24 protein-coding genes and 1 riboswitch are annotated in these 21,827 nt (G+C 35.0%); of the genes, 2 read left to right on the plus strand and 22 right to left on the minus strand.

Annotated features, from left to right (window positions below; all coding sequences use genetic code 11):
* Positions 1 to 147: 147 nt before the first annotated feature.
* The 7 genes from AC0NJG_RS08450 to AC0NJG_RS08480 form a co-directional block, all read right to left on the minus strand.
* Entirely contained in the window at positions 148 to 756 is a 609-nt protein-coding gene (locus AC0NJG_RS08450) for a genetic competence negative regulator (RefSeq protein ID WP_001235392.1), read from the minus strand.
* Between the two features lie 77 nt (positions 757 to 833).
* Positions 834 to 1,709, minus strand: a complete 876-nt coding sequence (locus tag AC0NJG_RS08455) for a MerR family transcriptional regulator (RefSeq protein ID WP_140168450.1) — start codon at positions 1,707 to 1,709, stop codon at positions 834 to 836.
* Positions 1,709 to 2,485 (minus strand): metallophosphoesterase, encoded by a 777-nt coding sequence (locus tag AC0NJG_RS08460; RefSeq protein WP_087951841.1) that lies wholly within the window; start codon positions 2,483 to 2,485, stop codon positions 1,709 to 1,711. Before AC0NJG_RS08460 ends, AC0NJG_RS08455 begins: the two co-directional genes overlap by 1 nt.
* Before the next feature lie 58 nt (positions 2,486 to 2,543).
* On the minus strand, positions 2,544 to 3,023 hold the full coding sequence (locus tag AC0NJG_RS08465) for a LysM peptidoglycan-binding domain-containing protein (protein WP_001254344.1): 480 nt from the start codon (positions 3,021 to 3,023) through the stop codon (positions 2,544 to 2,546).
* Positions 3,024 to 3,045: 22 nt separating this feature from the next.
* Positions 3,046 to 3,609: a CPBP family intramembrane glutamic endopeptidase gene (locus AC0NJG_RS08470; protein ID WP_001025765.1), complete on the minus strand. Its 564-nt coding sequence runs from the start codon at positions 3,607 to 3,609 to the stop codon at positions 3,046 to 3,048.
* Positions 3,609 to 5,138, minus strand: a complete 1,530-nt coding sequence (locus tag AC0NJG_RS08475) for a RecQ family ATP-dependent DNA helicase (RefSeq protein ID WP_087951840.1) — start codon at positions 5,136 to 5,138, stop codon at positions 3,609 to 3,611. The genes AC0NJG_RS08470 and AC0NJG_RS08475 overlap by 1 nt, the downstream gene beginning before the upstream one ends.
* Positions 5,128 to 6,189 (minus strand): YpbB family protein, encoded by a 1,062-nt coding sequence (locus tag AC0NJG_RS08480; protein WP_087994428.1) that lies wholly within the window; start codon positions 6,187 to 6,189, stop codon positions 5,128 to 5,130. Before AC0NJG_RS08480 ends, AC0NJG_RS08475 begins: the two co-directional genes overlap by 11 nt.
* Before the next feature lie 297 nt (positions 6,190 to 6,486).
* Between AC0NJG_RS08480 and AC0NJG_RS08485 the strand changes: the two genes are divergently transcribed.
* On the plus strand, positions 6,487 to 6,735 hold the full coding sequence (locus AC0NJG_RS08485) for a ferredoxin (protein ID WP_001151996.1): 249 nt from the start codon (positions 6,487 to 6,489) through the stop codon (positions 6,733 to 6,735).
* A gap of 121 nt (positions 6,736 to 6,856) precedes the next feature.
* On the opposite strand, the gene AC0NJG_RS08490 is transcribed toward AC0NJG_RS08485, so the two are convergent.
* Positions 6,857 to 7,435: an ECF transporter S component gene (locus AC0NJG_RS08490; RefSeq protein ID WP_000810855.1), complete on the minus strand. Its 579-nt coding sequence runs from the start codon at positions 7,433 to 7,435 to the stop codon at positions 6,857 to 6,859.
* A 162-nt stretch (positions 7,436 to 7,597) separates the two neighbouring features.
* Positions 7,598 to 7,737, minus strand: a riboswitch (FMN riboswitch).
* A gap of 245 nt (positions 7,738 to 7,982) precedes the next feature.
* Here AC0NJG_RS08490 and AC0NJG_RS08495 point away from each other — a divergent pair.
* A complete protein-coding gene (locus AC0NJG_RS08495; protein WP_087951838.1) occupies positions 7,983 to 8,669 on the plus strand; it encodes a hypothetical protein in 687 nt (228 codons plus the stop codon).
* A gap of 29 nt (positions 8,670 to 8,698) precedes the next feature.
* Here AC0NJG_RS08495 and AC0NJG_RS08500 read toward each other — a convergent pair whose 3' ends face one another.
* The 14 genes from AC0NJG_RS08500 to AC0NJG_RS08565 form a co-directional block, all read right to left on the minus strand.
* Entirely contained in the window at positions 8,699 to 9,313 is a 615-nt protein-coding gene (locus AC0NJG_RS08500) for a peptidoglycan DD-metalloendopeptidase family protein (RefSeq protein ID WP_087951837.1), read from the minus strand.
* Between the two features lie 84 nt (positions 9,314 to 9,397).
* A complete protein-coding gene (locus tag AC0NJG_RS08505; protein WP_087951836.1) occupies positions 9,398 to 9,979 on the minus strand; it encodes a cob(I)yrinic acid a,c-diamide adenosyltransferase in 582 nt (193 codons plus the stop codon).
* A 137-nt stretch (positions 9,980 to 10,116) separates the two neighbouring features.
* On the minus strand, positions 10,117 to 11,892 hold the full coding sequence (gene resE / locus AC0NJG_RS08510) for a sensor histidine kinase ResE (RefSeq protein WP_000964682.1): 1,776 nt from the start codon (positions 11,890 to 11,892) through the stop codon (positions 10,117 to 10,119).
* Positions 11,892 to 12,608 (minus strand): DNA-binding response regulator ResD, encoded by a 717-nt coding sequence (resD, locus tag AC0NJG_RS08515; RefSeq protein WP_000426862.1) that lies wholly within the window; start codon positions 12,606 to 12,608, stop codon positions 11,892 to 11,894. Before resD ends, resE begins: the two co-directional genes overlap by 1 nt.
* A gap of 302 nt (positions 12,609 to 12,910) precedes the next feature.
* Positions 12,911 to 14,068 carry a cytochrome c biogenesis protein ResC gene (resC, locus tag AC0NJG_RS08520; RefSeq protein WP_087951835.1) on the minus strand — a complete coding sequence of 386 codons (1,158 nt, stop codon included), beginning with the start codon at positions 14,066 to 14,068 and terminating at the stop codon, positions 12,911 to 12,913.
* Between the two features lie 14 nt (positions 14,069 to 14,082).
* Positions 14,083 to 15,708, minus strand: a complete 1,626-nt coding sequence (gene resB / locus AC0NJG_RS08525) for a cytochrome c biogenesis protein ResB (protein WP_474062980.1) — start codon at positions 15,706 to 15,708, stop codon at positions 14,083 to 14,085.
* 121 nt (positions 15,709 to 15,829) lie between these two features.
* Positions 15,830 to 16,351, minus strand: a complete 522-nt coding sequence (gene resA, locus AC0NJG_RS08530) for a thiol-disulfide oxidoreductase ResA (protein ID WP_000742200.1) — start codon at positions 16,349 to 16,351, stop codon at positions 15,830 to 15,832.
* Positions 16,352 to 16,444: 93 nt separating this feature from the next.
* Entirely contained in the window at positions 16,445 to 17,173 is a 729-nt protein-coding gene (gene rluB / locus AC0NJG_RS08535) for a 23S rRNA pseudouridine(2605) synthase RluB (RefSeq protein WP_000440556.1), read from the minus strand.
* Positions 17,174 to 17,462: 289 nt separating this feature from the next.
* The gene (gene spmB, locus AC0NJG_RS08540) at positions 17,463 to 17,993 is read right to left on the minus strand and encodes a spore maturation protein SpmB (RefSeq protein ID WP_000029511.1); all 531 of its coding nucleotides are present in this window, start codon (positions 17,991 to 17,993) and stop codon (positions 17,463 to 17,465) included.
* Positions 17,990 to 18,586 (minus strand): spore maturation protein SpmA, encoded by a 597-nt coding sequence (spmA, locus tag AC0NJG_RS08545; protein WP_046955232.1) that lies wholly within the window; start codon positions 18,584 to 18,586, stop codon positions 17,990 to 17,992. The genes spmB and spmA overlap by 4 nt, the downstream gene beginning before the upstream one ends.
* Positions 18,579 to 19,703 (minus strand): D-alanyl-D-alanine carboxypeptidase DacB, encoded by a 1,125-nt coding sequence (gene dacB / locus AC0NJG_RS08550; protein WP_087951834.1) that lies wholly within the window; start codon positions 19,701 to 19,703, stop codon positions 18,579 to 18,581. Before dacB ends, spmA begins: the two co-directional genes overlap by 8 nt.
* 189 nt (positions 19,704 to 19,892) lie before the next feature.
* Positions 19,893 to 20,807: a superoxide dismutase gene (locus tag AC0NJG_RS08555; RefSeq protein WP_087951833.1), complete on the minus strand. Its 915-nt coding sequence runs from the start codon at positions 20,805 to 20,807 to the stop codon at positions 19,893 to 19,895.
* 105 nt (positions 20,808 to 20,912) lie between these two features.
* Positions 20,913 to 21,404, minus strand: a complete 492-nt coding sequence (locus AC0NJG_RS08560) for a YpuI family protein (RefSeq protein ID WP_000067566.1) — start codon at positions 21,402 to 21,404, stop codon at positions 20,913 to 20,915.
* 21 nt (positions 21,405 to 21,425) lie between these two features.
* Complete coding sequence (locus tag AC0NJG_RS08565; protein WP_087951832.1) at positions 21,426 to 21,815, minus strand: hypothetical protein; 390 nt, start codon at positions 21,813 to 21,815, stop codon at positions 21,426 to 21,428.
* Positions 21,816 to 21,827: the final 12 nt, after the last annotated feature.

Here is a 21,827-nt window from a genome sequence, read left to right on the forward strand (position 1 = left end):
TTCACTATCATTATAGTCCTTTTATTACTTTTAGAAAAGTAAAATACTTAAATATTTAAATATTTTTTATTTTATTCATGTACAGTACTTTGAAAAGATACATTTAAGTAAAGTAAAGTAAAAAAACAAAACCTTAGCTATGTTACATTAGCTAAGGTTTTGTTTTTTCACAAAGTAATTGTGTATTTGTTCAATTGCTTGAGAAGCCATTAATTCTTTACCATACTCCATTAGACGATAAATAGTTGCCGTAGACGGATTACCATATTCTGCTAAAATAGCTATAAAATCTGCCTTCAGTAATTGAATTTGCTCCTCTTCTTCCATCCAAAGATAGAAACGCCCATCCCACGTGTATAATTTTCCGCCAGTTACATCAAGGTTATATAAACGATTCGACAGGTTAATTACGTCATCTAGTGTAGCAAACTCATAAAGGATATGCTCGCTTTCATCTAGAGTCACTTGCATTTCAATAAACTCGTCACGGAATTCATCATCTGTATCCGCTTCTTGATGTTCTTTCGTTACAATTACGACCATTCCTTGCGCTTGTAGAGAAAATACTTCAACTGCAATCGGACCATCCGCTTCAAATCCTAATTCTTTATTTGCTTCTTGCATCATATCACGAAATAATTGCTGTACTTTCGGTGCATTTCTCCACAAATCTTCTTTCGTTAATCCTCTTTCAGATAAATCATCAAATGTTAAGAAAATTTTTATCTTATTGTAATTTAATCGTTCCAGCCTCATCTCATACCCTCCCTACGCAACCAATGAATATAATTTTTATTATATGAAATAGAAAATAGATGGTTCTTTTCGAACAACTATTCTAACATGTTTAACCAATCATCCCATTCTTCTTTCGTATCACCAATTAGGCTTGTTTGAATGTTCAACTGATCTCGAGCACCTATTCCTCCTATAATCCCAACAGAAAGGTTCTCATTTTTTTCTTGCAAAAAATCCACATAGCTCATTGCGTTCTTCCGTTCTCGTCCGTCATCAAAAGAAATCACTACATATTTAGGTCTTATTTGCTCAACAGCTAATGAAATACTATCTTCCGCTAAGCTTGCCCGAATATATATCACATCATATCCTTTTAATCGTAAATACGTTGAGAAAACAAACCCTTTCAACATATTACTTTCTAACACGACAACTTTGTGTATAGAAGAAAACGATGATGCATTATGATATACCATTCCTAGACGCGTTTGTAAAAATGATACGACATATTGGAATTGCACCATTGTAACTTCATTATTATTTTTTAACGCTAACAATTTATTTGACACTTGAAGAACAATACTTGCTACAACTTTTTCTGTTGCATAAATACTAAAAGCCTCGTTTAACAATGCAGAAGTTGTAATTTCATCAAATTTTAACAAAGCTTGTAGTATATCGTCCACTAAAACAACTTCTCTATCGTAATGTATTTCATTTTGAACATTATTCTGCAAACGATTCCCTTCTAATAATTGAACTGCTTGTCCAATCATCATGCCGGAAGAAACCTTGTCCATTAACCATTTCAAAATTTGAATATGCTCTTCTGTATATAATCGATGCCCCGCATGATTCCGCTTTGGGGCAATCATTTGATATCGTCTTTCCCATGCACGAAGCGTACTTGGTTGAATTCCAATTATATTCGAAACAGCTTTTATATTATATTTTCCGTTTAGAGTTGGCATCATTTCCCTCCGCATAACGTAATAATATGTGTTTGAGCAGGTGCTCGGAAGCGAAGTGGAACCAACGTTGTTCCATACCCATTACTAACAAAAAGAGTCATATTTGAATGCTTATATACGCCACCTTTTAAATATTTTTCAGATGGGAATAATCGGATCTGTCCTCCATGTGTATGTCCACTTAACACAAGTGAAATTTGTTCTTTTCCAGACATTTTATTTATTATATCAGGGTTGTGGCTAATTAATATGCGAAAACCATCTTCCTTACAATCAGCCAACGCTAAATCTAAACGATCACGTTTCAAACCAACATCATCTACACCGAGCAAACAAATCTTCTCTCCTAATTCAGACTCAAATACAACTCTTGTATTATCTAAAACTTTCACATTATTTTCTAATAATAAAGCATCCAATTCATGATATTCAATCTCATAATCATTATTTCCCCATACAAAATATACAGGAGCTATCGCTCTTAACTTTTGTATATTTGCAGAGATTTTCGATAAAGGGACACCTTTTTCCGCTAAATCACCACCAATAATTACAAGATCTACTTTTCCTTTTACTTGTTCAATTAACGAATTTGAAATGCCCCTTCTATGAATATCTGATATAAAGAATACATTTACTTTTTTAAAACTTTTCGGAAATTCTTCAAATATTAAAGTATGTTCTAGCACCGTATCACGCGTTGCTTCCGTATACATTACAAGAAGAAATATAATACCAATACAAACGAGAGTACTTAATAAGATAATCCATATCATATATTTTTTACTCCCTTCCTCATAAAGATAATTCCCAGTTTTTATAGTAAGTATTTTACTAACTCTCTCGCTTTGTGGACTTATCTTTTATCGGAATTTTTAATTCTTGACCTACATTCACTTCATCTTTTTGTAAATCATTATACTTTTTAATCACTTCGATCCCAGTTTCATCTGAAAAATATTGCTTCGCTATACTTTCTAAGGTTTCTCCCTCTTTCACCGTATGCGTGACAACTTTCTCAGATGATGCCTCGGACTGAGATTTAGCTGAATCAAAGAAAATGACCTCAAATGCACTTTTTCCAGCGTTATTACCATCACTTTTCACCTGAATATATTTATCCGTATACCATAAAATGCTAATTGGTAGTAATATGAATAGAAATGTTAAAACTCGGACGAAAATATGATTCATTTTAAACTTTTGTTTTTTCTCTTTATTTCTATGAATTTCACTACGCGGCGGTAAACCTTCTTTTTCTTCCACTCGCTCAACTTCTAATTCCTCTTCAAAATCAGGAATTCGTCTTCTCATGTTGTTCACCACCACCTTCCATTTATTTTCTTAATTGGAGCCCCATTATAAAATCAACAAGAAAGTGTGCAAAGATTGTTATAAACAAATTTCCTGTCCATTCAAATACATAACCAAAGACAAAACTAATGAAACAGACGAAACAAAACAAAAATGGCTTTTTTATATACCGAATATGTAATACTGCAAATACGAAACTCGCTATTACAATTCCAAAGTGCGTCTGCACTACACCTCTAAATAAAAATTCTTCTGCAAAGCCGATAATGAATGTAATAACAAGTAGATGCATAACTGACATCCCTTGAAACATCCTATCATTAATACCCCCATCATCAAACCAAGACTCTGGAAATACTCGCATTGCAACATAATCTAATAACACAATACCAATCGCTAACAAGCCACCTATTATAAGTATAGACACCGGTTCCCATTTCCACAGACTATACACCGATTTTATATCTCGGAATAGTATGTATGCTAGTAAACAACCGATACCGATAATAATGAACTGTGTGATATACAGATTCAGCCTTATTTCTTTCGGACTCATATCTTCAATATTATGCCTTTGAATGTTCATCATTCCCCCATCTTTTCTAGACCGAAAAGCTTTTGTAACTCTGTTTCCCAATTATAGTCGAAATCCGATTGTTGCGCTTGTCTTTTTTTATAATCTATTTTTGTAATATGACAATAGTCGCAGCAATTCTTTAACTCGCCCTCTTTTCTGTAACCGAACTGTCGCAGCAAATATTCACGTCTACATTCTTTCACTTGTATCCATGATTTCATGTTTTCTAGCTCACTATATTTATTACGTAGCCTGATTTCTACTTCAGCTATTAATCTTGTCATAATTTCATCTGACAAGCTCTCTAATATTAATTTTCTCTGTTGTATGATTCCAAGCTTTTCAAGATGATAGCGGATGAAACGCCAATATTGTTCATTAAATCTTGCTGCATTATAACAAATTTCTTCTACCTCTTCTATTGGTAATTCTTTCGTTTGAAACATTCTTTCCTGCAGTAAAGAAAATAAAAATTGTATTTGTGACTGACTTGGCAATTCATCTTCAATTATTGAAATTGGTAAATCGTGATCTAACGGACTACATAATAAAATAGCTATACTAGGTTCACCATCTCTTCCAGCTCTTCCGATTTCTTGTAAATAAGAAGCTATATTAGTCGGATAGTGGAAATGAATAATATATCTCGTATTTGATTTATTTACTCCCATACCAAAAGCACTTGTACATATTACAAGCTGCAACTGGTCATTCATAAACTGCTGTTGAATTAACATGCGCTCTTCATGTTCCATACCACCATGATAGAAAGCGACACCAGTAACGCCTTTTCCTCTTAAATATTCCGTTAAACGTTCTGTCCACGCTCTGCTTGAACAATATACAATCCCCGGCCCTTGTAAATACATCACCTGTTCCAAAAGCGCCTCTTTCTTCTCTTCTATCGTCTCTACAAATTGTACTTCCATTGCTATATTTGGACGATCAATAGAGTACACATGCTGCGTCACATTCTTCAGATTCAAACTCTCTGCTATATCTCGGAGTACATCTTTCGTCGCTGTTGCAGTTAATGCTAGCACCGTAGGAGACCCGATATTTTCAATAACTACATTTAGTTTTTTATAATCTGGTCTAAAATCATAACCCCATTGCGAAATACAATGAGCTTCATCCACAACAAATAATGAAATATGAACTTTCTTCAATTCTCTTATTAACACTTCCGACTGCAACATCTCAGGTGAAACAAAAATAAATTTATAGGAAGCTAACCTTTTCATCGCTTCTCTTTTTTCATGTAATGTCCGAAAACTATTAAATGCTATCACTCGGTTTTTCACAACATATTTTAATTGTGTAACCTGATCTTCCATCAAAGATAATAATGGTGATACAACAAGTACTGTCCCTTCTTGCATGAGCCCTGGAAGTTGATAGCACATAGACTTCCCTCTTCCGGTCGGAAGCATCGCTATAACATCTTTTCCTTCCAATAAATCTGTAATTACCCCTTTTTGACCTGGACGAAATTCAGAATATCCAAACCACCTATATAAATATTCCTCAAGTTTCATTTATACCCTCCATCCGCGCCAATACAAGACGAACTTCAAAATAAGAGATACCCTCTCCAACCGCTTGTTTCAACTCACGCAGCTTACGTGTTTGTAATGCATCAATTACTTCTGTTACTTTATCTATTTTGTCTTTTTCCATAAACATCTCGATAGAAAAATCTCTTTCTCGCAAAGCAATTTCAACAAAATGATCTTCTATCGTTGCAACCTTTAGATTTCTAATTGTCGCTATTTCTTCTAATGAGCGCCCTTGTCTCCAAAAATTATATGTTTTTTTCGTTGATAAACTAAATAATTCAGCTCTCTCATTTGGATAAGAGATAATCTCAGCTAATAACGGAAATTCATTTTCTTTATCGCGAACTTCTTGTATAAGGAAATGAATTGTACCCCAAAATAAAAAATATACCCTGAAAATATCTCGTTTCGTAATTTCCGCTAACTGCTGCAATGTACAACCGATACGTTCATATCCTGTTAATCTATATGTTACAATCGTCGCTTCTATCACATCACATTTCCCTAAAAGATTATGTATTTCTTTCCATAATCTTTTCGCCAATTCACTTCGCCTATACGGCATACCTGTTAAAAACCGCTTCACCCACACCATTATTTCTGTATCTTGTTGAATAGGAATAAACTTCGTATTATTCTGTTGTAAATTAGATACAGTTTGAATAATTAAAGATAATCTTTTCCAAAACGTTTCACCTAATTCACCATAGTGCAAACCATGCAAATGGACTGGAAAAGCATACCCTTCCTCCCATGTATGTAACTGCATGTTACCTTTAGGTGTTAACAAATATGTATTTTCATGTATTTCTTGAATCAAATCTGCTTGCAACAACTTTGCAACTTCACGATCATATTCAGTTCTATTTAACGATTTATATATTCCAAACAAAAAAGAAATTCGGAACATATTTCCATCTTGTAACGTTTGCGAAGAACGTTTTCCCTTTAATAAATAATAAATAGAAGAAACGGTTCTTTCACCATTCAATTGTTTTAAACAATACAATACAGTATATTGTAGTTGCATTACCGCTTCCACCTTTCAATCTAACTTAATTGCTTTTGATATGATTGCGCCATCTACCGTTACTCATTAAACTTATCATATGGGCAATATATACTTGTATATATTATATTGTACCAAACGAAATAACATTTACGTATTTTGAAAATCTTATGACATAATGCAAAAATTAGTTGACACTCTAATTGATAAGGATTATCATTATAATTTTATGTTGAAAAGTTTTAAAAACCGTTTTACAATAAGGTTATAATTTTTATGGCGAGCTTTTCACATACATATTATCAGGAGGGAAAAAAGATGGCAAAATATACAATCGTTGATAAAGATACTTGTATTGCATGTGGTGCTTGTGGCGCTGCTGCACCAGACATTTATGACTATGATGATGAAGGTATTGCATTCGTAACATTAGACGATAACCAAGGTATCGTTGAAATTCCAGATGTATTACTTGAAGATATGATGGATGCATTCGAAGGTTGTCCAACTGACTCAATTAAAGTTGCTGACGAATCATTCGACGGCGATGCTTTAAAATTCGAATAGTCTTTTATTAACTTCAAAAAATACCCCTCATTCATTTGAGGGGTATTTTTTGTTTTCTATTGTCAGTCTCCTTAATAAAAAACCATTAGTAGTATATACTACTAATGGTTTTATTTTATATTTATGCATTTTTCATTTTTGCAAATACCCATACTTTCAGGCGTGAGAATAACGCTACAAATACAATTGTCACAACAATTCCTTTAATCAAATTAAATGGTAAGATTGCCGTTACAACCGTTGTTTTTATCGCTTCGCTAGACATAGCTGGTGAATTTAAAAACCAAGTGTAAGCTGGGAATATGATGATGTAATTTAACACACTCATAATGAGCGCCATTGTAATTGTCCCTAGCATTAATCCTGTCGTTAAACTCTTAACAGTACGATACTTCCTAAATAAGAAAGCTGCTGGTCCAATAAATAAACATCCTGCAATAAAGTTAGCAATTTCTCCAACTGGTACTCCCGTTAAACTCCCTTGAATCCCGTAATGTAAAATATTCTTTATCGCTTCTACAATAACCCCTGCAACTGGCCCGAAAATAATCGCAGCAATTAGAGCTGGCACATCACTAAAATCAATTTTTAAAAATGGCGGAAGCCCTGGGAACGGGAAATCCAACATCATCAGTAAATATGCAATACTACTTAGCATTGCTACACTCACCATCTGCACTACACTGTTTTTTTGTTTCATCTTTCTCTCTCCTTTTCCATCGATCATCTCATGGAAAGTGGAAAGGTTCTGCTATGCCTACTTTTTCATAGAACGAAAAAACCCTTTGTGTTTTACACAAAGGGAGAATTTAAGGCACATCAAACAGACGTTCAAATACCTATCTTTTTTGAACGCTTGAACCTCCATCTTCTCCCATCCAGACTGTACTGTCGGCTTTGGAATCACACCAAATCCTGCCTTAACGGCTCGCGGGCTTAGAACAAAATCACATATAGTTCATCACCGCCGGTCGGGATTTTCACCCTGCCCCGAAGATAGACCGATATTCTATTTTCTACTTCATTATACAACAACATGATCGTATTGTGAACAAAAAAATCGTAACTTATTAAAAATAAGTTATTAATTTTACATAACCAAGATTATTCATTATATTTTACAATACACCCCATATTTTTTAGTATTCGGCATTTCTCCTATGAATCCCCTAGTCATATATAATTAAAAGTGATAAGATGTTGAATTGTTAAGATAAGAACATTTTCTGGATTATGGAGGAAATGTCATGAAGAAAGAGAAGAGACACTCTATTCGAGAAACAATGAAAAAAAACTTAAGGAAAGAATACTTTTACTTAAAAAAAGAATTACTTTTCTACTGTCCAATTGATTTAGGCACATTCTCAAGCGAGACATACTATGCTGCTTTCGATGAAGACGGCATCAGTATTTATCAGTATGATAAAAAGACAGAAAGTAAATTAAAATTATGTGAGCGTCATCCATGGAAGAGTTGGAATAAAGTAAAGGTTGATCATTATTTGACAACTTCACAATTTATTTTTCAAGGTGAGCGAAACTGGATATTATCCCTTTTTCAAAAAGGAAAAGAAGCTCAAAAAATAATAGAAGAGCATACATCTTTACAAACTGAAGTTGTTTCCCGCTCTTTCTTAAAAAAACTTCCAGGCTTCCGTTCTAATGCACCATTGAATAAATACATCGGCAGCATTTGCTACACTGCACTCATTGCATTTTTATTAAAATGGATGATTCCATTTCAAGCACCACAAATCGCCCTGTACTCTATTTCAATTGGTTGTATGCTTCTTGGTTTACTTTGTTTGACAATTGGTTTAATTGAACCAACTATTGTACTATTTCGAACAAACGAAAAAACAAGAGCGAAAGTATTTTACTTATATAGCTACTTAGCTATTTCTGGATTTATATGTGTCTTTATTTTTTGGTAAAAAAGAGCTAGTTAAAACTAGCTCTTTTTTTACTTTACATATAATTGTTGATTTGGATAAATCAGCTCTTGTTGCAACCCATTTTTTTCTTGAATTTCCTTAACTGACATTCTAAATTTCCGCGCAATGCTAACTAGAGTGTCGCCTTTTTGGACGACGTATAACGATGAAGAAACTGCTTCATTTCTTTGTTCATGTAAAACAAGCAATGGATTCATCGCATTCTTTTTTGCCATCGTCCATCTTCCTTGATGAACTTCTAAATGTAAGTGTGCACCTCGGGATTCTCCTGTATTTCCTACTTCTCCAATTATTTCTCCTTTTGAAATATAATCCCCTTGAACTACATATCTCTTATTTAAATGTGCATACACAGCCTCATATTCTCCATGTTTAATAAAAACAACGTTTCCATAACTACTTGAATAATAAGACTTTGTTACCTTACCTTCTTGAATAGCTAACACAGGCGCGCCGATCGGTGCCGCTATATCTATACCGTAGTGTTTTCCGTGCCTTGTTCCAAAATAATCACTTATCTGTCCTTCAACAGGCCATGCCCATTGATTTCCCTCTGCGTACACATGTAATTGAGATAAAAATAGTACTGTCAATAACATGACGCCATATTTTAAAGCTTTCATATACATCCTCCGTTTTCTAATTACGACCATACCTTCTCTATTTTGGTATATTACAGAAAAAACTATACAAAAAAAGAAAGTGAATCACTCCACTTCCTTCTCTTTCTTATCACGAAAAACGATTGCACTGCGATTATACTCTACATCTTTTACTTGTAATCGAGCGTTTATTACTCTAGCTACTGCAAATAAATAATCAGATAATCTATTTACATACTTTAGAACGACTTCATTTATTTCTCCTTCCTTTTGCAGGGACACGATACATCGTTCTGCTCGCCTTACAACTGTACGTGCAATATGAATAGCAGCTGCCGACTCGCTTCCACCTGGTAAAATAAACCGTTCTAGCGGCGGTGCTTCTTCTATATACGAATCAATCCTACTTTCTAAGTTTTCGACCATTTCAATTTTTAGTTTATAAGGAATTTTCTCGCTTACTATCGCCAAGTCTCCCCCGCAATCAAATAGTTCATGTTGAATCGTTTCAAGTTCATTATAAATATCTCCGAAAGACCCGCCTTGTAGTTTAGTCATCGCATATCCAATATGAGAATTCGCCTCATCTATTGTGCCATATGCTTCAACTCGGATATTATCTTTATCCACTCTGCCGCCTATTACACTTGTTGTCCCTTTATCTCCTGTTTTTGTATATAATTTCATCGCTTTACGACACCCCTCTCACGATTCTTCATTCGACTAAGTTAGAAAAAAAGTTCTACTATTATTTATTTAATCGATTTTACAAAAAAATAAACAACAGTAGAACTTTATTCATTATCAACTTTAAAAACATATATCTAAATTATACGATTCGGTAAATATACAGAGAATGTAGTTCCCTCTCCAACAACACTTGAAACAGCAATTTTCCCATCATGGCCTTGCACAATATTTTTTGCAATCGCAAGCCCGAGTCCTGTTCCACCTTTTTTTCCACGTGTTCTTGCTTTATCAGCTTTATAGAAACGATCAAATAAAAATGGAATATCTTCTTCTGGAATACCAGCGCCCGAATCTTGTACTTCAAAAATAAGACCATTATTTTTCGTATCAATTACAAGCGTTACATGTCCACCTGCGTTCGTATGACGTATTGCGTTATCAATTAAATTCGTCAATACTTGTTCCATACGATCTGCATCAAACGGGTATTGCTCAATTGGATTTTTGAAATCAACCGTTAACGCGACTTCTTTATCCTTTGCAATTCCTTGGAATTTACGACCTATTTTTTCAACGAAAGGATGAATATCAACTTCACCTATATGTAACTCTACATTACCACTTTCCATACGCGCTAAATCTAACAATTCATTTACAAGTTTCCCTAAACGAACGGATTCATCATAAATGATTTGAACAAACTCATTAATTTCTTCTTTTGTTTGCACAATATCATCTAAAATTGCTTCACTATACCCTTGGAGCATGACCATCGGTGTACGAAGTTCATGTGATACGTTCGCAATAAAGTCTTGGCGCATTTTCTCAAGACGGCGTTCTTCCGTCATATCACGCAATACAGCTACAGCCCCACGAATTTTCGTTTGATTGTAAAGCGGCGTCATAAGAACTACATAATTACCCTTTTGTAAATTAATTTCAACCACTTGTTGTTGTTCGCTTTCTACAACGAGATGGAATAGTTCAACAAGTTCAGAAGGTAGTTTTTTACTGAGCTCTATCTCTTTTTCTTCTTGCCAAACTTGTAAGAAATGTTCAGCCGGCGGATTAATTACAACGACTTCACCCTCTTGATTTAATGTAATAACCCCATCTGCCATACTACTTAAAATACTAGCTAACTGTTCTTTCTCTTGCTGCAGGGCATTCATATTAAACTTCAACTGTTTCCCCATTTGATTTAAGGCTGTTGCAAGCTCACCAATCTCATCTTGGGATACCATAGGAGCTTTTGCATCAAACTTCCCACGCGATACCTCAAAAGCAACCTCACGCATTTTACGAAGGGGTGCTGTAATTCGAGTAGATAAGAAGAATGCAAAGAAAGTTGTTAATATAATCGCAATCCCTGCTGATAAGAATATAAAATCAGTCGTTCTTTCCATACCTTGTATCGGTACTTGTAAAGATTCGTATACAAACACTGCACTTTGATTTTTTGACTGTACTGGTTTTCCGACAATCATAATATCATTTTCAGTATTTTTATTCTTTCTACTATTAGAGGCTTTTCTAATGTTATTCTTAATTTCTTTTTTGTCTGTAAACACAGCCGCTAATTCTTTATCTTCTTTTAAGTCATCCATTGTAAGAGTGACTAATCCTTCTTGTTTCGGTGAAGAAGATATTTCTTTACCATCTTCTACAATAATGATCCTTGAAAGTGGGTCAGAGAATTTGTATGCGATATTCTCAATTGTTTTTACATCGGCACCTTCTTCAATTAACTCTGAAACACTTGTTGCAACTTTTTGAAGCCTAGCTTCACTCATATCAACATAATATGTTCTAAAAAACTGTGAAAGTAAAATCGCAACAAATCCAAGCACGAACGAAACGAGAAGCAATATGGTCATCCATAACTTCCCTACTACACTTCTCCAAAGCATCAGTCGTTCACAACCTCAAACTTGTAACCTACTCCCCAAACGGTAACAATCATCTTGGCAGCATCGGGTGATTTTTTACTTAACTTCTCACGTAAACGCTTTACATGCGTATCAACTGTACGTAAATCTCCGAAGAATTCATATTGCCATACTTCTTTTAGCAATTGCTCACGATCGAATACTTTATCAGGCGCTTTCGCTAAGAATAATAGTAATTCGTACTCTTTCGGTGTTAAGTTCACCTCATTACCATCTGCTGTAACACGGTGTGCATCATTATCAATTGTTAAATGCGGGAATACTGTAACATCTTTTGTCGTTGTATCTTGTGTAAAGAATGTTGTTGGTACAGAACGGCGTAAGACCGCTTTCACTCGAAGCACTACTTCACGTGGGCTAAATGGTTTCACAATATAATCATCAGTTCCTACCTCAAACCCTTGTACTCGATTTACTTCTTCACCTTTTGCTGTCAACATAATAATTGGCGTCGCTTTCTTCTCACGAACCCCTTTACATACTTCGATACCATCTTTACCAGGCATCATAAGATCTAATAAAATTAAATCATAATCATTTTGCAGCGCCATTTCTAAAGCTGTATCACCATTGTCTGCTTCTTCAATTGTGTATTGTTCTCTCTCTAAATACATTTTCAACAAACGACGAATACGATCCTCATCGTCTACAATTAAAATTCTTGATTCATTTTCCATTTCTACCCGTTGCGTACTTTTACCACAACGGTTCACACCTACCCTTCTATACTATTATGTTGCGCTATTCTCGTTTATTTAAGCAATCTTCTAAATGTTTCACTTCCCATATTATGCTTCACAAGAATAATAAAGTTTGTTCAATTTTTTTCCAAAACTATGTATTTTTTTTGAACAGTATATAATGTCCTCGACATCATTTTACAAAATCAACCGCTACTTTGTCATGTTTTTCTCAAAAAAGAAGAAAAGTTGACAAAAATAAAATAGGAAAGTGACATACACTCTCCTATTTTATTTCTCTATGCGTATGAATGTAAACCCGCGATAATTAAGTTTACTACAATAAAGTTAAACATAATGATTGCAAAACCAATTACCGCTAACCATGCTGACTTCTCTCCATGCCATCCTTTTGATAAACGTAAATGTAATACCGCAGCATAAAAGAGCCAAGTAATAAGCGCCCAAACCTCTTTTGGATCCCAGCCCCAAAAACGTGTCCACGCTATTTGAGCCCAAATCATGGCGAAAATTAATGCACCTAATGTGAAAACTGGGAATCCAATTGCAATAGAACGATATCCTATTTCATCTAACAAATCGCTATTCGTATTTTTCACTAACGGCTGAAGCGCCGCTGATACTCGTTTACGTAAAATTAGCCTTAATACGATATAGAGTAACGTTCCGACTAACACTGACCAAATAACAGTATTTAATTTTTTCGCATTTACAATTGCCGGAACTTCAACTGTCGGCTCTAATTTATTTTCTGTCAGTAACTTCCCTTCATGCGGCCCCACTAAAGCCGGAAGATTGTATTTCATTTCCACTTGTTGTTCATTTTTATCAATCCATTGAAACTTCGCTTCATATTTCATACTAGAATATACCGTTGTTACTCCAATAAACCCAACTGTACAAACAAGTGTGAATACTACCGTCTCTAGCCAAAATGTACGTTTACTTTTCACTGATTGATCTACATTTTTCAATAAATACATAACACCCGTAATAAAACTAATTGCTAAAATTGCTTGTCCTGCAGCCGCAGTCGTCACGTGAATATGTAACCAATTACTTTTTAAAGATGGAATAAGCGGTGATATTTCCCTTGGAAACATACTTGCATAAGCAATTAATAAAAGCGCAACCGGTAATGCAAATAATCCGATTATACTTACGCGGTACATAAAGTACATGACAATAAATGCTCCGACAAGCATCATGCCGAAAAACGTACCAAATTCAAAAAAGTTACTAACTGGCGCATGACCTGATGCGATCCACCTTGTTACAAAATAAACTGTTTGTGCAATAAACCCTAAAATTGTAATCGTTATTCCTATATTTGCCCATTTATGACCCTTTTCTTTAATTGCTCCCCCAAAAAACAGAGTGGCAATTAAATATAAAATAAATGCGGTAAAGAGAAAGTTACTACTTATTTGCACCATATCGTTTCCCCACCTTAACTAATTTTTTTATCGACTACTTTATCATTTGGTTGCGGAATTGCTGTACCTTCTAGTACTCTTTCAATATCTTTCTTTAAACCGAACCAGTTTTTATTCGTATGTCCTGCAATCCACCATTCATCATTAACGCGTTGTATCCAAATACGGCGATGATTCCAATACATTCCTTGAATGACACCAACCATAAATATAAATCCTCCAATACCGAGAATCCAAAGCGTTAAATCTTTTCTTACAGTAAGTGCTGTTGCATTTTGCATTTCCACACCTGCAAAGGACATTTTATATTTGTTATTCCCATCAGGTTCTATATTTTGCTGAATACCAACAAAACTCACTTCACCATCTGGTGTTTCAGGTGTAAACATTTTAAATACAAATGCAGGGTTGTTTGGTAATTTTGTTTTTGTATTTGGTCTTCCATTCTCATCAAAATAAAAATCAGGGAAATAGCTTAATAGTTCTAAAGAATAACCATTTCCTAAATCATATTTTTCTGCAGGGTTTGTTAAATCAACTTTAATCGGTCCCCACTTTTGATTATTTTCTTTATTTTGCAAACGGAAGGACATACTTTTAAATTCATTTTCTCTATAACTCAATTGATAAACAGCAAATTGATCAAATTTTAGCGGTTCATTTACTCGAATTTCAACTTCCTTTACTTTTTCCAATTTTGGTTTTTGTCCAGCTACCTTTTCACCTACCGCTTTATATAATACGGCATTCGTTTGGAAGTTTTTCGCAATCATTTTATCACCTACACGATCAATTGCTTCATCAAAAACTTCCTTGTCCTTACTTTTATCATAAACTTCCTTTATAAACTTCTCACTTTTTAAATAATATTGGCCATCCGTCCCTGGTATTTCTTTCGTTTCACCATCACGTAACCAAAGCGTTTCATCTACATACATACTCGGTAAAAAACGAAGCATCGCACCGAATAAAAAGATAATAAGACCGATATGATTTACATATGGACCCCAACGCGAGAAACGTCCCTTTTCTGCTAAAACGTTTCCGTCTTCTACTTTCACATTATAGTTCGTTTTCTTTAAATTCTTTTGAACTTTTTCAAAATCTCCCTCTTGCGGTGTACCAGTGCCATATAATCTCTGTCTCTTTAAAAAGCTAGGGTGTCTTTTTACCCCTTGCTTCTTTAAAGCTTTATAAAGTGGAATGACACGATCTAAGCTACATATCACAAGAGAAATACCAATTGAAGCAATTAACATCATATACCACCATGAACCGTATAAATTATTAAAACCTAATTGATAGTATAATTGCCCTAAAAATCCGTATTCTTGCTTATAATATTCGGCGGGTGCAATCCCTGGAGTTATGTACATTTCTTGCGGAAAAATAGTTCCAATCGCTGATGCAGCTAAAGTAATTACAATGAGCCATACACCGACTTTTACAGAAGAGAAAAAACTCCAAATTTTATCGACTATCGTTTTTGTTTGCGTGAGAGATCTTCGAGCAGTCCCCTCATAGCGCATATCCAATAGTTTTATATTTTCATTGCTTTCAAATGGTTTCCCGCAAGCTTCACAAAAAACAGTTCCTATCGGATTTACATGTCCACATTCACACTTAATTTCTTTCAACACTCTCACCGCCCCTGTATCTATATGTACTATTGTATATTCTAACCTAAAGTTACCACAATACTCAGAATTTTTAAATCGAAGGCGCTATAGGTAAGCGCCACTTATGTAACGGCTTTCTTTATTACGGAGTGATTTTCTTTAAATACTCCTCCAATTGTTCCTTTGTTTGTTCACCTTTAATCTCTTGAATCACCTTACCATCTTTATCAATCAAGAAGCTTGTTGGTAATGGTATTACTCCATACGTTTTTATAATTTCTCCACCTTTATCGATTGCAACGGGGAACTTAAGATCGTATTGTTTCACAAAATTCTTAACAGCAATATCCGTTTCATCTGCATCTAACGCAATGATTTCAACGCCTTTTTCTTTATACTTTGGATATAGTTCATTCATATAAGGCATTTCTTTCTCACAAGGTTTACACCACGTACCCCAAAAGTTTAAAAATACACCTTTTCCCTTAAAATCTTTTAGCTCAATTTTCTTTCCTTCTAAATCTGTCACAACAAAGTTAGGTGCTTCTTTTCCAATTTCCATTTTCTCTTCTTTAGTGAAATATCCTTGATAAAGTGTAAATCCTACAGCACCACATAAAATGAGCAGAATAATAACGCGAAATAATAAGCGATTTTTTTTCATATTGTTTCCCCTCTCTTCGACGAGTGATGAATATATGTATTTTTAATAAATCACCAGCGGAGCATTCCACTGGTGAAAGTTTCACAATATCGATTAGCGAGGCTTTGTAGAAGCCAATGCACGTAATTGTTTCACCTCATGCGGTGTCAATTCTCTTGCATCACCAGGTCGCAAGCTACCCACTTCTAAAAAGGCATAGCGTTCACGCTTTAGTTTCACTACTTTACAGTCTAACGCTTCAAACATACGACGTACTTGACGGTTACGTCCTTCATGAATTGTTAATTGTACAATCGCCATTTCTTTACGCTTGTCCCAAGAAATAATCTTCACACGCGCTGGTGCTGTTTTTCCGTCTTCTAACGTCACACCGCGTTCTAACATGCGGATTTTCTCACCTGTTAGAGGCCCTTTTATTTTTGCAACATATGTTTTTTCAACTTTATATCTAGGGTGCATTAATACATTTGCGAAGTCCCCATCGTTTGTCATTAATAATACGCCAGACGTATCATAATCTAAGCGTCCGATTGGGAATAAACGTTGTGTAATTTCCGGGAAAAAGTCTGTTACAACACTTCTTCCTTTATCATCTGATACACTTGAAATTACGCCAGTTGGTTTATATAGTAAAAAATAAACAGGTTCTTCTTTTTCAAGAGGGATGTTATTTACTTCTACTTTATCTTGAGGAGTTACTTTCGTTCCTAACTCCTTCACTATTTTTCCGTTAACTTTCACTTTTCCTTGCTGAATTAATTCCTCAGCCTTTCTTCTCGATGCAATACCTGCTTGCGCAATCACTTTTTGTAATCGTTCCATTTCTTTTTTTCACCTCGAATTTATCTTACCTTACATTAGAAAGACTTGGCAACCGCATACGCTTGACGGCTTTTCGCTTCATCTGACTTAAACAACATAGCGATGATAATAAACATATAAAGGTCAAATCATGTTTTTACCTTTTATTATTGTCCATATTTTTCATATTGCTTACAATAAAAGTTCATTATTTTGTCAAAAATACCGCATAAAAAAACCACTATTAAGCAACACCTTAATAGTGGTCGTATACGTATTATAAGCGAAATAGCATAAAAAATGAATAGTATTACTTAAACATTAAAGAAACAAACACAATCGAACAAATAATTCCGATTAAATCAGCAAAAAGTCCTACTTTTAATGCATCCCCCATTTTTCTAATTCCAACAGCTCCGAAGTATACCGTTAAAATATAAAAAGTCGTATCTGTACTCCCTTGCATTGTAGAAGCCAATCGTCCAATGAATGAGTCTGGTCCATATGTGGCAATTAAATCGGTCGTAATACTTAAACCAGCAGAGCCCGAAATAGGACGTATAAGTGCTAGTGGAACAATTTCTGCTGGGACATGAATTAAATCTAACATCGGCTTCATTACTGATATCATTGCATCTAGTGCACCTGAAGCTCGAAATATAGAAATAGATACGAGCATTCCAACCATAAACGGTAAAATAGAGATTGCAATTTGAATCCCTTCTTTCCCCCCCTCAACGAACGATTCGTACGTCGGAACTTTCTTTATCGTTCCATATAAAAGGATAAAACCAATTACACAAGGGATTACCCATAATGATATCGTATTAACAATACTCATTTTTTCCGCCCCTTCCTACTCCTTCTTCGGTAAAAATAGCGATCAATCCAAATCGCTCCGATCATAGAGAGTACTTGTGCAATGAATGTTACCCCAACAATTTCAGTAGGATTCGCTGATTCATACGTCATTCGAATCGAAATGACAGTAGTAGGAATTAAAGTAATCGCTGATGTATTTAACGCAAGAAACGTCACCATAGAACGGCTCGCCGAATCCTTTCCCCCATTTAACTCTTTCAATTGCTCCATCGCTTTTATACCAAGAGGGGTCGCAGCATTACCTAACCCAAAAAAGTTAGCCATCATATTCGATAAAATAAATCCCATTGACGGGTGATCTTTCGGTATTTCTGGAAACAGCCTTTTGACTATCGGCATAAAAAGTGTAACTAACTTTTTTAATAACCCTGCTTCCTCTGCAATTTTCATTAAACCGAGCCAAAATACTAAAACACTAATCAGTCCTATACAAATTGTTACTGCGTCTTTTGCTCCATCAAATACTGCTTTATTTATTGCTTCCATCGTTCCATTGATCATGGCATATACGATCCCTATGACTGCCATCGCTACCCATACGAGATTAACCATCGCTTCCAACACCTATCATATGAGAAAAAATTTCTTTCACATTATTCCAGTACATTCCCGTTGTAGCTACTAACTTCCGTTTACTATAAAATAAATTTCGTTCTCCAACTTTCTCATTGCCAACATAAATTTCTGTCTTCCCAACCTTTACTCCATCCTTAAGTTTCGCACTTTTATCAAGTTCAACTTTTAATACGACATCCTTTCTTTCCTGCTCAGTTAAAGGTACCGCAAAACTATTTTTCGTATAAACATGATTCGCATATTTCTTTTCAGTTATTTCAGCAAGAGCTCCTTGTCCTACAACGTTTGTTTGTTTGAAACGTTCAAAACCTTTATCAAATAAATTCATATGATCATCCCAATCGCTAGAAGCGCTCAAAGTTACGACAATTAGATCTAGTCCATCTTTTGATGCTGTTGTAACAAGCGTCCGTCCCGCTTTCTTCGTAAAACCCGTTTTTCCTCCTGTTGCAAATTCATAATAAGACGTCACAAGTTTATGTTTGTTTCTCCACGGATAATCCCACGAATCTGATTTATACGTTTTTGTCCCAAAAATCTTCTTAAAAGTTTCGTTCCCCATTGCATACCTTGTTAAAAGTGCCATGTCATAGGCAGACGAATAATGAGATCCATCTCCATCTAAACCATGCGGGTTTGAAAAGTGAGTATCTTTCATTCCAATTTGTTTCGCCTTCTCATTCATTAAATATACAAACCCTTCTATACTCCCTCCTACATTTTCAGCAATTACTTGTGCTGCATCATTACCAGATCTAAGCATAAGTCCGTATACGATGTCCTCTAACTTCACTTTCTGTCCAGGCTTTAAATAAATTGCTGAGCCTTCCACTCTCACTGCTTCATTACTAACCGAGACCATTTCTTTCATTTTTCCTGATTCAGCAGCTAACAAGGCAGTCATAATTTTTGTTATACTAGCAATCTTTTGTGGCTCATGTTCTGCTTTTCCGTATAATACGCGACCTGACTGTTGCTCCATTAATACAGCATTTCGAGCACTGACATTACTGTTCATCTTTGCATATGTAGGAATTGGTATAACGCTTGCGTACATAATAAGAAGCGTAATGATTACACAAATTCGTCTCATATTTCCCCCCACGTCCTTTTGGCACTTTTTGTACAAGTGTATGCTTGGCCTTTTAAAATATGAACGAAATCTCCCTCTCCCCCAATAAAACAAAACTGTAATCAGTTATGGCTTTGTTGATTCTCCACTAACCATTAGCCCTCAATATGCAAGCCTTCGTGATATAAAAAAGACGCATACAATATGCGTCTAATATGGCGTCCATTCAATTTGTTTTGCACTTTCAAATCTTTTTTCTACATCCGGCCAATTTACAACATTCCACCAATTTTTAATATATTCATCTTTTCGATTTTGGTATTGTAAATAATACGCATGTTCCCACACGTCTAGTACAAGGAGCGGTATCGTATCCCATTGTGTAAATAATTGATGAAGTGTACTCTGCAAAATTTCTAATCTTCCCGATCGCGGAACCCAAACGAGAATTGCCCATCCTGAACCTTCCACTTTAGAGGCTGCTTCTGTGAAATGTTTTTGAAAACGCAAGAAACTTCCAAAATCTTGTTCAATCCGGTGTGAAAGAGCCCCTCTTGGACTTCCGCCGCCACCTTTTTTCATGTTATTCCAAAATATTGTGTGCAAGTAATGACCTGATCCATGAAAGGCCGCTTCTCTTTCCCAATGCTTAATTAAATCAAATTGATTTGTTTTTCTCGCTTCTTCCATCATCTTCTCTGCCTTATTTAATCCTTCTACGTAACTACGATGATGTTTATCATGGTGTAACATCATAATTTCTCTAGAAATATACGGTTCTAACGCATTATATGGATAAGGTAGTGGCGGGAGTGTATGCCCTCCAATTGGAACAGCTCGTTCACTATCCCCTCTTTCACATAGTTCATATTCCTCTTCTGCCTGCACGAATACTTCCTGCAAATGATGCTGAATATGTTCTACATCATCACTTATTTCATACATAAACTCTGCATCTGTATCATACTCATGCTCTTTCATACGGTCTAATAACGTTTGAATTTTATAAGCAAGCATATGGACATCATACACTTCCATTGCACGGCTATCTAACACGTGAAGAACACTTTCACACCAGCTTTCTACTTCATGAAAGTAATCTGTGAATACACCTTGCTGACTCATGTTACACCTCCTTAATGCTATCCCCTTAAATATATTCAAAGGAAATCCCTTATATAACTGTACAAAAGGAAAAGAAGCTAAGTACCCTTAGCTTCTTTTTCACAATTAATATTTGTGTAACATCTTTGTTTGGTAATCCGTCTCATAATATTCTAGTTCTTCACGCATCAATTGAAATTTACCTTCTAAATTCTTCATTACTTGCTCTATAGATGCAGGTGGCGTTTGTTGAAAAACGATGGAGTTTTTCCCTGTATAAGCAGATCGACTATTTTCATACCAATGATCACTCTTTGGTGAAAAAAACTCTGCAATTACTTGATGATAAATTTTATATAAAATCTTTTCAGCTGCTGTCTTTCGAAATGGCTGGCTATTTAACAAAACAAAACACGCATCATGCCCTTCTTCACAAAAAACGAGAAGACGTCTTATTGACGCTAATAACCCTTTATAATATTGTTCGTTTCCTGCCGGTGTCTCTTCTAATAAAGAAGGCAACGTATGATAATTTACATAATTGGTTATCAAATGAATAACATCTTCTAAAAACATAGAAACTTGTTCTGTTTGATTTTCCACCATTAGATTAGACATTTTTCCCTCTCCTTTGCCATTTCACGCTATTTCTACTCTTTTATTTTTATGTAATTCAGCCAATATTTCTTGTACTTTCACGACTATTTCCTCATCAAAATATTGTTGGAATTCTTCTATATTATTTAAATACAAACGTTTTTGCATGCGAAGCTCATTCTCTTTCAGTAAACAACAGATCGCTACAATTTCCCGCAAATATATGTCTTGATTTTCTACTTTACATACCGGATTTCCTTCAAAAGGAGTAATTTCTTGTAAAACTTCTTCAAAATACCGAACATATAAAACAGAAAAGGTTCTTTCTTTATCATTTAATATATATGTCACTTCAGATCTATTAAAAAAATCTTCTGACGTATTAGGTTTTGCTTTCTCTAGCTCATATCCCGCATAACCTATTATAATCATCTAATTCCCCTC

Source organism: Bacillus sp. SSR7 (assembly GCF_055902415.1).